This is a genomic window from Streptomyces griseoruber, assembly GCF_001514205.1.
In the GTDB taxonomy this organism is placed as follows: domain Bacteria; phylum Actinomycetota; class Actinomycetes; order Streptomycetales; family Streptomycetaceae; genus Streptomyces; species Streptomyces griseoruber.
Map to the genome: position 1 here is coordinate 818,357 of NZ_KQ948764.1, position 15,310 is coordinate 833,666.

At 73.4% G+C, this 15,310-nt stretch carries 9 protein-coding genes and 3 pseudogenes; 8 read left to right on the forward strand and 4 right to left on the reverse strand.

What is annotated here, in order from left to right:
- The first annotated feature begins 6 nt into the window (after positions 1-6).
- The 4 genes from AQJ64_RS08095 to AQJ64_RS08110 all read left to right on the forward strand — a co-directional run bounded on the left by AQJ64_RS08095 (position 7) and on the right by AQJ64_RS08110 (position 8,547).
- Complete coding sequence (locus AQJ64_RS08095; RefSeq protein WP_059202511.1) at positions 7-1,038, forward strand: AAA family ATPase; 1,032 nt, start codon at positions 7-9, stop codon at positions 1,036-1,038.
- On the forward strand, positions 1,028-5,359 hold the full coding sequence (locus AQJ64_RS50030) for an SAV_2336 N-terminal domain-related protein (protein WP_059202512.1): 4,332 nt from the start codon (positions 1,028-1,030) through the stop codon (positions 5,357-5,359). The genes AQJ64_RS08095 and AQJ64_RS50030 overlap by 11 nt, the downstream gene beginning before the upstream one ends.
- Positions 5,360-5,464: 105 nt before the next feature.
- Positions 5,465-6,412 carry an RNA polymerase sigma factor SigJ gene (gene sigJ, locus AQJ64_RS08105; RefSeq protein ID WP_055638977.1) on the forward strand — a complete coding sequence of 316 codons (948 nt, stop codon included), beginning with the start codon at positions 5,465-5,467 and terminating at the stop codon, positions 6,410-6,412.
- On the forward strand, positions 6,412-8,547 hold the full coding sequence (locus AQJ64_RS08110; protein ID WP_055638978.1) for an MMPL family transporter: 2,136 nt from the start codon (positions 6,412-6,414) through the stop codon (positions 8,545-8,547). Before sigJ ends, AQJ64_RS08110 begins: the two co-directional genes overlap by 1 nt.
- A gap of 41 nt (positions 8,548-8,588) precedes the next feature.
- Here AQJ64_RS08110 and AQJ64_RS50610 read toward each other — a convergent pair.
- Positions 8,589-8,774 (reverse strand): annotated as a pseudogene (locus tag AQJ64_RS50610) (GNAT family N-acetyltransferase); the annotation flags it as partial.
- Here AQJ64_RS50610 and AQJ64_RS08120 point away from each other — a divergent pair.
- Complete coding sequence (locus AQJ64_RS08120) at positions 8,712-9,422, forward strand: transposase (RefSeq protein ID WP_240513003.1); 711 nt, start codon at positions 8,712-8,714, stop codon at positions 9,420-9,422. The pseudogene AQJ64_RS50610 and the gene AQJ64_RS08120 overlap by 63 nt on opposite strands.
- 31 nt (positions 9,423-9,453) lie before the next feature.
- On the opposite strand, the gene AQJ64_RS08125 is transcribed toward AQJ64_RS08120, so the two are convergent.
- Together AQJ64_RS08125 and uvrA are read right to left on the reverse strand one after the other, a co-directional pair.
- A complete protein-coding gene (locus AQJ64_RS08125; RefSeq protein WP_240513004.1) occupies positions 9,454-10,959 on the reverse strand; it encodes a hypothetical protein in 1,506 nt (501 codons plus the stop codon).
- A 126-nt stretch (positions 10,960-11,085) separates the two neighbouring features.
- Positions 11,086-11,610 (reverse strand): annotated as a pseudogene (uvrA, locus tag AQJ64_RS08130) (ABC-ATPase UvrA); the annotation flags it as partial.
- Between the two features lie 209 nt (positions 11,611-11,819).
- Between uvrA and AQJ64_RS50615 the strand changes: the two are divergent.
- Entirely contained in the window at positions 11,820-12,110 is a 291-nt protein-coding gene (locus AQJ64_RS50615) for a tetratricopeptide repeat protein (protein WP_240513019.1), read from the forward strand.
- A gap of 177 nt (positions 12,111-12,287) precedes the next feature.
- Positions 12,288-12,413 (forward strand): annotated as a pseudogene (locus AQJ64_RS45435) (HD domain-containing protein); the annotation flags it as partial.
- A gap of 385 nt (positions 12,414-12,798) precedes the next feature.
- Here the strand turns inward: AQJ64_RS45435 and AQJ64_RS08140 are convergent.
- Positions 12,799-13,995 (reverse strand): RNA-guided endonuclease InsQ/TnpB family protein, encoded by a 1,197-nt coding sequence (locus tag AQJ64_RS08140; RefSeq protein ID WP_079061525.1) that lies wholly within the window; start codon positions 13,993-13,995, stop codon positions 12,799-12,801.
- 153 nt (positions 13,996-14,148) lie between these two features.
- On the opposite strand from AQJ64_RS08140, the gene AQJ64_RS08145 reads away from it, so the two are divergent.
- On the forward strand, positions 14,149-15,189 hold the full coding sequence (locus tag AQJ64_RS08145; protein ID WP_059202515.1) for a rod shape-determining protein: 1,041 nt from the start codon (positions 14,149-14,151) through the stop codon (positions 15,187-15,189).
- Positions 15,190-15,310: the final 121 nt, after the last annotated feature.

Below are 15,310 nucleotides of genomic sequence, written 5' to 3' on the forward strand. Positions count from 1 at the left end.
AGAACCATGCCCCACTGGACGGTCTACACCGGCAACAGCGAGCCGCACGACGGCATCGACCGGCTGCCCGAGCCGCCGCCCTGGCGGGCGTTCGACGGCGAACCCGTGCTGCCGCCACCGCGCGACGGCGACGACGAGGCCGCCGTCTCCCCCGACCGCGTCCACCGCGCCCGTACGTACGTCGCCACCCCGGACAGCGTCCAGCTCGTCAACGCGGCCCTCGTCCTGCGCCGCCCGCTGCTGGTCACCGGCCCGCCCGGCACCGGCAAGTCCTCCCTGGCCTACGCGGTCGCCCGCGAGCTGGGCCTCGGCCCGGTGCTGCGCTGGAACATCACCAGCCGCTCCACCCTCGCCGACGGGCTCTACCAGTACGATCCGCTGTCCCGGCTGTACGCGGCACGGCAGGCGGCGTCCCGGGCCCCGGAGGCGCTGCCGGGCGGCGGAGGCGTCGAGGACCACCTGCGCCTCGGCCCCCTCGGCACCGCCCTGCTGCCGTACGCCCGTCCCCGCGCCCTCCTGGTCGACGAGATCGACAAGAGCGACCTCGATCTGCCCAACGACCTGCTGAACGTGCTGGAGGAGGGCCAGTACGAGATCCCCGAGCTGATGCGGGCCGGCCGCCACGCCGCCGGGGGCGCCACCGCCGAGGTGCTCGCCGACGGCACGCAGGCGCCGGTGACCGTCACCCGGGGCCGGGTCCGCTGCCGGGCGTTCCCGTTCGTGGTCCTCACCAGCAACGGCGAGCGCGAGTTCCCGCCCGCCTTCCTGCGCCGCTGTGTCCGGCTGAAGCTGCGCCGCCCCGGCCGCGAGCAGCTCACCGAGATCGTCCGCGCCCACCTCGACACCCCGCCCGGCGAGGCGGAACACCTCATCGGCCGGTTCCTGGCCCGCGCGGCCGACGGCGAACTCGCCACCGACCAGCTGCTGAACGCCCTCTACCTGACCGGGGTCGCGGGCCTGGACGCCGACTCACGGGACGCCCTCGCCGAACAGCTGATGCCGTACCTCGGCGCCACGGCGGACGGCGATGGCTTCTGACACCCCGGCCCCCGTCGGCGACACCCCCGCGCTCGCCCGGCTGACGGCCCTGCTGACCGCCGCCGCGGACACCCCGCCGACGGCCCGCGAACTGGCGGAACTGCTGTGGCTGGCACGGCAGTTGGAGGGCACACGGAGGCCCTTGACGGAGACCGGGACGGAGGCGGAGGCGGAGAGGGAGAGGGAAGCGGAGGCGGAGGGCACGGCGGAGGCGGCCGCGGCAGCCGGACCGCCGCCGCCCCCGGCCCCTCCCGCCCCACCGCCCGCGCTCCCGGCCGACGACCGCGTCCCCCTCCGCCTCCCCACGCCCGCACGCCCCGCCGCCACCGCGACCGGGGCGACCACCGACACCACCCCCCTCCTCGCCCCCGCACCCCCGATGCTGCCCCGCCCGCTGGCCCTCCAGCGGGCCCTGCGTCCGCTGAAGCGCACGGTTCCGGCGGCCCGCGCCCGGCTCCTCGACGAGCGGGCCACCGCGGACCGCATCGCGCGGCTCGGCGCGCACCCGGACGTCTGGCTGCCCGTGCTGCGCCCCGCCCGGGACCGCTGGCTGCGGCTGAACCTGGTCCACGACACGGGCCCGACCATGCCCGTCTGGCGGCCGCTGGTCCGCGAACTGCACACCGTGCTGGCCCAGTCGGGCGTGTTCCGCACGGTCACCCTGCACCCGGCGGGCCCCGACGGGAGCGCCCGGCACGTGCCCGACCCGGGGGACGGCCGGACGGTCACGCTGGTCGTCAGCGACTGCATGGGCCCGCAGTGGCGCACCGGCCCGGCGGGCGAGCGCTGGTACCGCACCCTGCGGCACTGGGCGTCCCGGATGCCGCTGGCCGTCGTACAGCCGCTCCCGGAACAGCTGTGGCCGACGACGGCCCTCCCGGCGGAGCCCGGTGTCCTGTCCGCCCCGGCCGCGGCAGCCCCGCTGACGGCCCTCGCCTTCACCCCCCACGCCCCGGAGGCCGACCCCCCGCCGGGCCCGTCCGCCCTCCCCCTCCCCGTACTGGAGCCGGGCGCGCCGTGGCTCGCCAACTGGGCGGCGCTGGTGGCGTCCCCCGGCGGCGCCCGCACCCCCGGAGCGGCGGCCTGGCTGCCGACCGCCCCACCGCCCACGGCCCCCGCCCCCTCCCCCACGGACCTCCCGGCCCAGGACCTGGTCCTCCGCTTCCGCGCCACGGCCTCCCCCGAGGCGTTCCGCCTGGCCGGCCATCTGGCCCTGGCCGTCCCCTCGGTCCCGGTGATGCGCCTGGTCCAACGGGCCGTGGACCGCGACCCCCGCCCGCAGCACCTCGCCGAGGTGATCCTCAGCGGCATGCTCATCGCCGTCCCCGGCCCACCCGGCTCCTACGACTTCCGCGCCGGTGTCCGCGACCTCCTGCTGCGCACCCTGCCCCGCTCCACCCGCGGCCGTACCCGCGAACTCCTGGCACGCATCGGCGGTGCGATCGACGAACGCGCGGGCCTGACGGCGGGCGAATTCCGCGCGCAGACCTCCGGGGGCGAGGAGCCCACCGGCACCCCGGCCTTCGCGACGGTCAGCCCGGAGACGGTACGGCGGCTGGGCGGGGCGTCCTCCGGGGAGCTGATCGGGGGGCGGTACCGGCTGCTGGAGCGGCGGGGGCCGGGGCGCAGAGTGCGGAGCGCGGTGGACGTCCGCACCGACCGGCCGGTCGTCGTCCACCGGTACCCGGAGCAGCCGGCTCCGCACGAGCGGTTCCTGCGGGAGGCGCGGGCGCTGTCCGAGATCGAGGATCCGTGTGTGGTGCGGGTGCTGGATTTCGGCGTGGAGGGCCGGACGCCGTATCTGGTGGCGGAGTTCGTGGACGGGGTGACGCTGACCGAGGTGGTCGAGGGCAGCGGGCCCGGTGTGTCGTTCGCGGTGTTCGCACGGCTGCTGTGCGACGGGACGGCCGGGCTGAACGCGCTGCACGAGCGGGGGCTGGTGCGCGGACAACAATCCTCGCAGGGGCTGCTGTTGCGTCCGGACGGCACCGTCATGCTCAGCCGGTTCGCCCTGGGGTCGGAGTCACGCACCTGGACCGTGGACTCGGACTCGGCCGCATTCGGCTCCCTGCTGGGGCGCCTGGCCCCGGATGTGCCGACCCCCTCGCACCACCGGGCGCTCATGGACGAGATCGTGCGGGGCACCCTGCCCGCCTCCGCGCTCTCGGAGCTCTCGACCGCGCGGGAGTACGACGCGCCGCACATCAAGCTGCTGGGCCCCCTGCGCATCACCCGCAACGGGCGGCCGCTGAAGGTCCCGTCCCCCGAGGCCCAGGCGCTGCTGTGCATGCTGCTCATGAACGCCGGGCGGCGCCTGACCCACGAGCAGCTGTCCGCGGGGCTGTGGGAGCAGCCGCCGGCCGCGCCGGAGTCCATCCGCCGTATGGACGCCCTCGCCGCGGAGGTCCGCGACAGCCTCGGCCCCGGCACCCTGGCCGCCCTCTCCGACGGCTACGCGCTGCACGCGGGCGGCGCCTACGTGGATGCCTTCACCTGCGAGAACGCCCTCGCCCAGCACTCCGCCGACCTGACTCCGGAGCTGGGCCGGCGGCTGCTCCAGGGCGCGCTCGACCTCTTCCGCAGCGACCCGCTGTACGGCGTCCCGGGTCCCGCCGCCGAGGCGACCCGCGCCCGTCTGCGCACCCTGCGCCAGTCCCTGCGGACCGCCCTGGGACAGGCCGAGGCCCCCGCCCTCCGCTTCAAGACCGGCACCGACCTCTCCGCCCACCCCGAAAGCCGTATCACCCTCGAGTACGCGGTCCACCAGGTCCTGTCCCGGGGTGCCCTCGCGCCGCAGCAGTACGCGGTGTACGTCCACCCCGACGGCTACTCGGTCCGGGTCGAGCCCGGCACCGACCTGCTCCCCGTCCTCGTCGCCGCCCTGCGCTGGCTGCCCGACCACTGGGCCGCGCTCACCGAACCGCCCCGTCTGACCGTGGGCTTCGGCACCCCGGCTCCCGGGGTGGGCGACTCCCCGTTGCTGATCGTGGTCTCCCCCGCCCTCTACGGCAGTTTCACGGCCAGTTCCGCCGCCTCCGGGCCGTACCGGTTCCAGCCGTTGTACGGGGACCGGGGGGTGCCCCACGCCTGGTGTCACCCGGGCGGCGGGCAGCGGGAGCTGGTGAAGGGGCCCGGGGTCGTCGGGGACCTCGGGCGGCTGCGGATTCCCGTGCCGGGGCGCAGTGCCGTCGTGCACACCGGTCCCGAGGGGCCGCTCACCCTGCTGAACCCGGCCGACCCGTACGGCGGCGGCCCGCCCCGCCCGGTGACGTACTACGAGGTGGACCTCACCCCGCAGCACGCCGTGCACCAGGTCGCCCTGCCCAGCTCCGGCAAGGGCGACTTCACGGCCGTCGTCGAGCTGTCCTGGCGGGTCGCCGATCCGGTGGCCTTCGTCCGAGGGGAGGTCGCCGGGGTGGCGGAGCGGCTGCTGGACCATGTCCGGGAGGCGGCACCCCGTATCACCCGCCATCACTCCGTACGGCGCCCCGCGGGCGCCCAGCGGGCCGTCAACTCCCAGCTCGGGCGGTGGCCCGTGCCGGGGCTCGAGGTCGGCTGCACGGTCGCCCTCGCGCCGGACTACGCGCCGCCGCCGGAGATCCCCCGCGCCGACGCCACCGCCCGGTCCCTGTCCGAGCTGCTCGCGGACGCCGAGACCGTCCTGTTCGGCTTCGACGGGCCGCTGCTCCGGCTGTTCACGGCGGCCGGCGCCCGCGCGGCCGCCGTGGAGCTGCTGCGCGTGGTGGTGGAACACCGCGATCCCGAGGACGCGTTGGCGGGCCGGGCGGCGGGGGACGCGGGGGCGGCGCGGGAGCTGTTCGTGCATCCGCTGGACGTCCTGCGGGCCTTCGCGCACGACGGGGTCGGCCCGCTGCTGCGGAACCGGCTCGACCAGCTGGAGCTGGGGGCCGTACCGGACGCGCCGACGACCCATCACTCCCTGGCCCTGGTACGCGCCCTGCACACCGCCGGGCGCCGGGTGGGGGTCGCCACGGACGTCTGCGAGCAGGCCGTCCGGCGGCATCTGGAGGCGCACCGGCTGCCGCTCCTCGCGGGGGTGCACGGCCGGTCCGACGACCTAGGCCGGCTCATGCCGCACCCGGACTGTCTACTGCGCGCCCTGGGCCCGCAGGGCAGCCCGGCGGGCACCGGGATCCTGATCGGCTCCACGCTCGCCGAGCTGACCGCCGCCCAGCAGGTGGGCCTGCGGTTCGTCGGCCTGGCCCGCAATCCCACGGTCGAGCAGGGGCTGCGCGAGGCGGGCTGCGCGATCACGGTGCCCTCGCTGACCGCCGTACTGGAAGCGGCGCGGTCGCTGTAGCGCCCGGATTCGTGAGACGTGGGTCACATACGGGGGTGGCCATGTCACACTCCGGGCGGTCTGCGCCCTCTCAGTGCGGAAACCATCCGCGACGGGAGGCCCACGATGTCCCACCCACCGCAGCCGGTGGCGCGCACCGCGACCCAGGTGTTCGCCGACCACCGGGAGCTGCTGTTCTCCATCATCTACAGCATGCTCGGCAGCGTCTGCGACACCGAGGACGTGATGCAGGAGACCTGGCTGGCGTGGGCGGCCCGGCACGAGGCGGAGGGCGCGGCGGAGATCGGGCATCCGCGCGCCTATCTGGTGCGGATCGCGGTCAACGGGGCGCTCGCGCACCGGGCCGCCGTCAGCCGCCGCCGGGAGACCTATGTCGGACCCTGGCTGCCCGAACCGCTGGTCGGGCCCCTCCCGGACGCCCCCGTCCCCGCCGACGCCGGTGACGCCGCCGACGCGGCCCTGCGCGCCGAGTCGGTGTCGATGGCGCTGCTGGTGGTCCTGGAGACCCTCACCCCGCTGGAGCGGGGCGTGTTCGTGCTGCACGAGGTGTTCGGCTACCCCCACACCGAGATCGCGGAGATCCTCGGCCGCAGTCCTTCCGCGATCCGTCAGCTCGCGCACCGCGCCCGGGAGCACGTGCACGCCCGGCGCCCCCGGTACGCGCCCGACCCGCAGGTCCGGCGGCAGGTGACCGAGCGGTTCCTGGAGGCCGCGCTCGGCGGTGATCTGGACGCCCTGCTGCGGCTCCTGGCGCCGGACGTGACGCTGTGGGGCGACGGCGGCGGCAAGGGCGCGGGCGGCCCCCGGCCGCTGCGCGGGCGGGACAAGGTGGCCCGGCTGCTCGCCTCGGTCGCCCCGCGTTCCGGGCAGGGCCTGCGCATCGCCTACCGCAGCGTCAACGGCGATCCGTCGGCGCTGCTGTTCGCCGGCGACACCCCGTACGCGGTGCTCGTCCTCGACCTCACCCCGGACGGGGACCGGGTGTGCGGGATCTACGCCGTCGCCAACCCCGACAAGCTCTCCCACCTCGGCGCGACGGAGAGGTCCCTCTGATGGCGCGCACCCTGGCGTCCCTGGCGTCCCTGCCGAGCGGCCGGGTCGGCAAGTGGGTCGTCCTCGCGCTCTGGGCGGTGCTGCTGGTCCCGGCCCTGATGCTGGCCGGGCGGCTCGGCGAGGTCGAGCAGAACGACAACTCGGCCTGGCTGCCGGGCGACGCGGAGTCGACCCGGGTCGTCAAGCGGGTGGCGCGGTTCCAGCCCGCCGACACCGTGCCCGCGATCGTGGTCTACGACCGGCCGGGGGGCGTCACCGCCGCCGATCTGGCGAAGGCCCGGGCCGACGCCGAGGCCTTCCGGGGCGTCGAAGGGGTCGAGGGCACACCGCAGGGCCCGGTGCCGTCCGAGGACGGGCAGGCGCTCCAGACCGTGGTCCAGGTGCACAAGGACCGGACGGGCTGGGAGGGGATCGGCAAGGTCGTCGACGCGCTGACCGAGGTCGGTGAGGGGAAGAAGGAGGACGCGGGCGGTCTCGGGTTCCATGTCACCGGGCCGGCCGGGCAGGCCGCCGACTCGATCAAGGCCTTCGGCGGCGGGGGCGGGCTGACGGCGATCACCGCGTCCGTGGTGGTCCTGATCCTGCTGCTCACCTACCGCAGCCCGGTCCTCCCCCTGCTGCCGCTGCTGACCGCGGGCGGGGCGCTGGTCACCTCCGAGGCGGTGATCTACGGACTGGCGAGGAACGCCGGACTCACCGTCAACAAGCAGACCGGCTTCGTCCTGACCGTGCTGGTGTTCGGCGCCGCCACCGACTACGCCCTCCTGCTCATCTCGCGCTACCGGGAGGAGCTGCGACGGCACGAGGACCGGCACGAGGCGATGGAACGGGCCCTGCGGCGCTCCGGGCCCGCGATCGTCGCCAGCGCGGCGACCGTCGCGGTCAGCCTGGCGCTGCTGACGCTGGCCTCCCTCAACTCCACCCAGGGGCTGGGCCCGGCCTGCGCCGTCGGCGTCCTCGTCGGTCTGCTCGCCATGACCACCCTGATGCCGGCCCTGCTGGTCGTCTGCGGCCGCTGGATCTTCTGGCCGACGACACCGTCGTACGACGCGACACCCCCCGGTGCGGCCGCCGACGGCCTCTGGGCCCGGGTGGGCGCCGCGGTCTCCGGGCGGCCGCGGCTCGTGTGGGCCGGTACCGCGCTGGTCCTCGCCGTCATGACGCTCGGGATGCTCGCGCTGCGGGCCGACGGGCTGGCCGGCAAGGACCAGTTCACCGGCCGCCCGCAGACGGTCGTCGGGGAGGAGATCCGCGCCCGGCACTTCCCGGCCGGCTCGGGCGACCCCGTCCTCGTGGTGGCGCAGGCGGACGCGGCGCAGGGGGTACGGACCGCGCTGTCCGGTGTCCCGGGGGTGGCCCGTGTCGCCGCGCCGGTGGTCAAGGGGGGTGAGGCGCTGGTGCTCGGGGAGCTGCGGGACGATCCCAGCAGTACGGCCGCGATGCGCGCGGTCGAGCGGGCCAGGGCCGCCGTCCACCGGGTCGAGGGCGCGCGGGCGCAGGTCGGCGGGACGACGGCGGTGCTGTTCGACACGCGGGAGGCGGCCGACCGCGACTCGGCGGTGATCATCCCCATCGTGCTGGTGGTGGTGTTCCTCGTGCTCGCCCTGCTGCTGCGGGCGATCGTCGCCCCGCTGCTGCTGATGGCGACGGTGGTGCTGTCGTTCGGGGCGACGATGGGGGTGAGCGCCCTGGTGTTCGAGCACGTGTTCCACTTCGCCGGGGAGGAGGCCTCCTTCCCGCTGCTGGCGTTCGTGTTCCTGGTCGCTCTGGGCATCGACTACAACATCTTCCTGGTCACCCGGGTGCGGGAGGAGGCCCTCCGGCACGGCACCCGGCGCGCGGCGCTGACCGGGCTGTCGGCCACCGGCGGTGTGATCACCTCGGCGGGGGTGGTGCTGGCGGGCACCTTCGCGGCGATGGCCTCGCTGCCGCTGGTGTTCGCGGCCGAGCTCGGGTTCGCGGTGGCGTTCGGGGTGCTGCTGGACACCCTGGTCGTCCGCTCGGTCCTGGTCACCGCGCTGATCCTGGACGTGGGGCGCTGGATGTGGTGGCCGAGTGGTCTGTTCCGGCGGCACACCACCCTTCAGCCGCCGACGGACAGACCCGATCTCGAATCCGTCCTCGGAGCCAGGTGACCGCGGGCTCCTCCATGCCGCAGCGCGCAGAGCAACGGTCGTCAGACAGCCCGCTGATTGACGAACCCGAGCGACGTCAGCCCCTCGGCCAGGCACAGGCGGTCAGATACGCCCCCCACCTCGGTCTGGAGGAGCTGGTACGCCGCGCCGTGCAGGTGGCCCCAATGCATCGCACCGCGCCACAGGGCCCGCCCGTGGCCGCGGCCGCGGTATTCCGGCAGGACGCCGGCTTGTACGCCCGCACCTGGCGAGGCGTCCGGCTCGGCGAGGACGAGTACGTCATCAGCGCGGACGAGAAGACCTCCATCCAGGCCCGCTGCCGCGGCCACCCCACCCTCGCCCCCGGCCAGGCCCGCGCGATGCGCGTCAACCACACCTACGGACGCGGCGGCGCCCTGGCCCACCTCGCCGCCTACGACGTCCACGCCGCGAAAGTGTCCGGCCGCACCGAGCCACGCACCGGCATCGACCCGTTCATGAACCTGGTCGCCCAGGTCATGAGCACCGAGCCCAGCGCGAAGCGCGTGTTCTGGATCGTGGACAACGGCTCCTCCCACCGCGGCAAGAAGGCCGCCGACCGCCTGGCCGCCGCCTTCCCCGACGCGGTGATGGTCCACACCCCCGTGCATGCTTCGGGGTTGAACCAGGTGGAGATCTACTTCGCCGTCGTACAGCGCAGGGTCGTCTCACCCGACGACTTCACCGACCTCGCCCAGGTCGCCGACGGGCTTGGCGCCTTCGAAGACCGCTACAACGCCACAGCACAGCCGTTCCAGTGGAAGTTCACCACCTCCGACCTGGACGATCTGCTGGCCAGGCTCGATCGGCACACCACCGATCACCACGAAGAATCCTCCGCCGAGCCAGCTACATGATCAACCCCCGAAAGACTTACGGAGCCGACCGCTAAGGCACCAAATCCCGCATCACCGCACCCGGCAGCGAAGGATTGCGCGCCGCCGCCATCGCCACATAAACGTCATCGTCGGCGAGCAACTCCACGATCACCTGGGGCGGGAGGGCCGGATGGGCCGCGGCAATGGGCCTCGCCCGGCCGTCCGTCAGGCAGACGAGCAGGGCCCGCGGGGTCGCATGGGGGTGGGCGGCGATTTCGCAGAATGCCTCGTGCACCGGCGGACAGTGGTGGGCGAGATGTTCCAGGAGTGCCCCGGACGCGTCCGGGTTGGCCGCCACCGCCGCCAGGACCCGGTCTCCCTGCCGGTCGACCATGGCCCGCAGTCGCGCCTCGGAGAGGCCGGGGTGCGGGGCGATGCTCTTGAGCACCTTCGCGTCGGGGTCGGTGGCGAGGGCGTCGCGTATCTCGGCGGGCAGGTCGCGGCGCAAGGCCACGAACATCCGTACGGTCGAGTTGGTCGAGCAGGCCAGTCTCTCGACCTCGGCCGGGGACGCGGCCTCGACGCGGGGTAGCAGGGTGGGGCTGATTTTCGTGGTGACGGGGAGGCGAACGAGGACGCCGAGGGGCACGTTGGGGTTGTGCGCGAGTCGGCGCCGTACGTCCTGGTCTTCGTCCTCGGCCAGTACCCGCATCAGGCCGTCGTCGCCGGCCAGCTTCTCGGCGATGCAGGCCCGGATGCGCACGTCGGGGTCCTTGGCGAGCCGTCGGCTCACCTCCCGGGGCAGGTCGAGGCGCTCGGCGAGGGCCAAGCGCAGGTTCTCCGACGGGTGGTCGGCGAAGGGGATCGCGGCCTCGATGGGAGTGGCGGGGTTGCTCAGGGCCCCGTGCCGTACGTCGTGCACGGGGGTCTCGTGCGTGGCGTCACAGATCTCGTACGGCGCCACCCCGCAGTAGGTCTCCTCGACGCCGCCGCAGAACTCGCACCGCTCTACGGGAAGCAGTCCCTTGTCGTCGAGGAGTGCCGCCAGTACGGCCGGTGGCGTTGCCTCGTTCCAGGCCGCCAACTTGCGGACCTCGGCGTTCGGATGCTCCGCGAGCCTCGTGGCCAGCGCCCGATCCGTCGTCCGCAGGGCGAGTTCCCCCACCACCCGCACATCCGGACCGGCGACGAGCGTCTCGACGACATCGGGCGGCAGACCCACACACTCGGCCAGCCGCTGCCGACTCCAGGAATCCAGGTCCGCCGCCACGAGGACCCGGCCCCACGCCGGATCGCCGCGCCCCTCGCCGAGCAGCGCGAGAGCGGTGTCCGGATCAGCTGCCGGATCGACGTCGGCGACGGTCAGCCGGCCCTCGCGCGCGAGCCGTGGGCCGCTGTCCAGGTCGCATGCGTACAGCGCGAGCGCCTGCGCGTGGGTGAGGTCGGAGCGGGCGGCGAGGTCATAGGTGAAGTCGCGGTCGGTGTCGGCGACCGCGAGTTCGATCAGACGGTCGACGAGTTCGGACGGAAGGGAGGCGTTGGAGGCAAGCCCGCCCAGGACATAGGCATACTTCACAGGGGCATTGTGACCACAACAGGCCCTGGCTTTCCGGCCCATTTATTGTCCCGCCGAATCGAAGCAGTGTGGACTCGGACATCGGCCTCGGACATCGGGCTCAGGCATGGGGCTCAGGCATGGGGCTCAGGCATGGGGCTCGGACTCGCGCAGAAACCCACCCGTCCGGGAACCGCCCCCGTCCTCCTCCACCGCCGCCCGCGCGACCTGCTCAGGTGTCCCCTCGGCCACCACCCGCCCTCCCCCGGCGCCGCCCATCGGCCCGAGGTCGATGATCCAGTCGGAGGCGCGCATGACGTCGAGGTTGTGCTCGATCGTGACGACCGAGTGGCCCGCGTCCACGAGGCGTTGGAGTACCTCGAGCAGGCGGGCGGTGTCGGCGGCGTGCAGGCCGGTGGTCGGCTCGTCGAGGAGGTAGAGGGTGCGGCCGGTCGCACGGCGCCCCAACTCCTTTGCCAGCTTGAGGCGTTGGGCCTCGCCGCCGGAGATGGTGGTGGCGGGCTGGCCCAGCGGGAGATAGCCGAGGCCCACGTCCGAGAGCCGTTGCAGCCGGGCCGCGATCTGCCGTACGCCCCGGAAGACGGTCAGCGCCTCGTCCACCGTCGCGGCCAGCACCTCCGCGATGTCGTACCCGTCGTAGCGCACCGCGAGGTGAGGGACGTGACCGCGCGTTCGGTCTGGGCATCCTGCACCTGCGAGGGCTCACCCTGGCCGGTCGGCTCAAGGACGAAGCCGCCGCCGGGGACCACATCAGGGCGGCTTGGCGTACGGCCGAGGAGTACGGCGCAGACACCGACGAGCACGGCATTCGCTTCGGGCCGGACCAGACCGCGACCCACGTCATCTCGACGTACTCCGACATGGACCAGCACCACCGAGCGCTGGACACGGCTGACGACCTCATCCGGGAAGGCACCTCACTGCCCGCGACCCGCATCGGACCACTGCACATGAACCTGGGACGGTCACACCTGGCCCTGGGCGACCGGGACTCCGCCCTCGAAGCCCTCGAAGAAGCGTGGAACATCGCACCCGAGATGGCCCGCGTCCACCCGACGAGCCAGGAGCTGATGCGCGTGCTGACCTCACTGCACCGCCGCAGCAACCCGAGGCTGACACGGCTGGCCAAGCGCGCGGGCGTGCCTTTCTGACTTACTCGTGCCATCCCGTGACGTTGGTGCCACGCTCACGATCAGTGCGCGGCGGGGTTGTCGTAGTCGATGAGCTTGCGCATCTTGGCAGCTGCTGTGCCGCGCGCCTTCCAGCGGGCACGATCCTCTGGACTGCTGACGGCGGTGCCATCGATGTAGCCGTCGCAGATGCGTCGCAGGCAGTGGATCGACAACAGCCGCAAGCGAATCACCACCAAGAGCGGGCAGGCCCTCGCGGACGCCGTGCTGGAGACGGGCTCGCTGGACTGGCTGCGAGCCGCCCTCGGCGAGACACCGCGCTGACCCTGGACGTCAGCCGCTGGATGTGGTCGCCGGGCGCATTGTTCCGCCGGACCGGCGGCTCGGACCGGGAGGAGGCCGCACCCGCTTCGGAACCGGCGCTGAAGGGTCGCTGACCACTGGCTCCCGGCAGCGGCGGGGCAGACGCCGAGCCCCTGCTCAGCGGCTCGCGGGGCGCCCCGCGAGGGACAACCCCCCATTCGGGCGCGCCCCGCCCGGCCCCCTTGAAGAGGCGTACCCCCGCGCCGCCCGCGCAGGATGCGAAGGAGGCCGACCACCCGGCGGCCCACCCGCACACGAGGCCCGCCGACCAGGCGGCCCCGCGCTCGCGCGCCGCGCTCTCGGGAGGACCTGCCTTGACGCTCTCCTCCCTGAAGGGAGGAGATTCTTACGGCTCGCGCCGTAAGACTTCCTGTTTCATCGCCGACTGCCCGCCCGGAGTACTCCGTTGAGGTCTTACACCAGCTCCACAGGCCGACACCGCCCGTCCGGCGGCCAGCAGGTTCTGCGCCGCGTTCACGTCCCGGTCATGGGTCGTGCCACAGCTGTCGCATGTCCAGGTGCGGACGTGCAGCGGCATCTTCTCCTGGAGGGTGCCGCAGGCGGAGCACAGCCTGGACGAGGGGAAGAAGCGGTCCACCGCGATCACTTCCCGCCCGTACCAGGCGGCCTTGTACTCCAGCATGCTCCGGAACTCGGCCCACGCCGCGTCACTGATGGCGCGGGCCAGGCTCCGGTTTCTGACCATGTTGCGTACGGTCAGGTCCTCGATCACGATCGTTTGGTTCTCACGAACGAGACGAGTGGTCAGCTTGTGCAAGCCGTCACGCCTGCGGTCGGCGATCCGGGCGTGGATCCTGGCAACCTGTTGCCGGGCCTTGGCCCGGTTCGCCGATCCCTTGGCCTTCTTCGCCAGGCGGCGCTGGGCCGGCGCGAGCCGGGCGCGGTCCTTGCGCTCGTGCCTGGGGTTGGCGATCTTCTCCCCGGTCGAGAGGGTCAGCAGGTGGTCCAGGCCGACATCCACACCCACGGCGGCTGCTGTCGCGGGAAGCGGCTTCACCGACGGGTCCTCGCACAGCGGGGAGACGTACCAGCGCCCGGCCGCGTCCTGGGACACGGTCACCGTCGGCGGCTGAGCGCCCTCCGGCAGCGGCCGCGACCACACGATGTCCAGGGGATCACGCATCTTCGCCAGGGTGAGCCGGCCGTCGCGGAAGCGGAAACCGCTGCTGGTGTACTCGGCGGACTTGCGGGACTTCTTCTTCGACTTGAACCGCGGGTACTTCGCCCGCTTGCCGAAGAAGTGCGTGAACGCGGCTTGCAGGTGGCGCAGGCACTGCTGGAGCGGCACGGAGGAGACCTCGTTGAGGAACGCCAGTTCCCCGGTCTTCTTCCACGCCGTCAGCATCGCCGACGGGGCGTTGTAGTTCACCCGCTCCTGCCGCGTCCATGCCTCGGTGCGGGCGGCGAGCGCCATGTTGTAGACCTTGCGGACGCAGCCGAACGTGCGCGACAGCTCGGCTGCCTGCTCGCCCGTGGGATAGAAGCGGTACTTGAACGCCCGCTTCACCTGCGTCGTGGTCACGCTCACTAGCTAGTGAGATTGCGTGTGAATATCAAACCTGCGGGTCAGAGCACGGCCTTTCGCCCTGGCGGCGAAACCCCCGCTCCCTGCCCTGCTCCGCAGGAGTCCGTTTCCTCTCCGCCGTGAACGGCGGAGTATCCACGGAGGAACCTGATGACCGCCAGTCTGGAGCAGTTGCGCCGCTGCCACTTCGCCGTCGACCTCGGGGCGGCACGGACCCGGGTGTATGTGCGGGGGGCCGGGCTGGTCGTGGACCAGCCGTCCGTCGCGGCCGTGAACACCCGTACCGGCGCGCTGATCGCGGTGGGCGAGTTCGCCGAGCGGATGACGGGCCGCACCCCGGACTACATCCGGGTGATGCGGCCGGTCTCCGGCGGCACGGTCGTCGACATCGAGATGGCCCAGCGCATGCTGCGGCATCTGCTCGGCGACAAGATCCGCCGGCAGCTGCGCCGCAAGCCGTTCCTGCGGGCCGCCGCCTGCACCCCGCACGACGCCGATCCGCTGGCCCGCCGCGCCACGATCGAGACCCTCGTCGGTCTGGGCTCGCGCCGGGTGGAGCTGGTGGACACCCTGATCGCCGCCGCCGTCGGCTGCGGGCTGCCGGTCGAGCACCCCGAGGCCACGATGATCATGGTGTGCGGGGCGGCCGCCACCCAGATCGCGGTGCTCTCGCTCGGCTCGATCGTGACCGCCGAGCGGATCCCGGTGGGCGGCGAGGCCGTGGACCACGCGATCGTGCAGCACCTGCGTCTGGAGCACGAGTTGATGCTGCCGAGCCAGTCCGTACGGCCCTTGCAGCTGGCCCTGTCCGGCAACGGTCTCACCCCGCACGGCCCGGCCTCCACGGAGATCCACGGGCGGGACGTGGCAACGGGCCTGGCCCGTTCCGTCCTCGTCGACACCGCCGCGGTACGGGACGCGATCGAGACCCCGCTGACGGCCGTGCTCGACGGCATCGGCAGGGTGCTGCGGGAGTGCCCGCCGGACCTGGTCGCCGACCTCGCCGACCGGGGGATCATGATGGTCGGCGGCTCCGCCCTGCTGCCGGGCTTCGACCACATGCTGCGGCAGGCCACCGGCATGCCGGTGCACATCGCGGAGCGGCCCGACATCTGCGCCGCGCAGGGCCTCGGCGCCATGCTGGAGGGCAAGATCGCGCCGCTGACCCTCACCCCGCTGGCCAGCTCCTGAGCTGCCCCGCGGGGTGCCTCGCCCGCAAACGTTACACGCGCGAAACCTTGACGATCACCGGGCACAGTGCGAAGCTTCCGGCGCCGCCATGTTTACGTAAACATCAGCCACGCGCGACCGG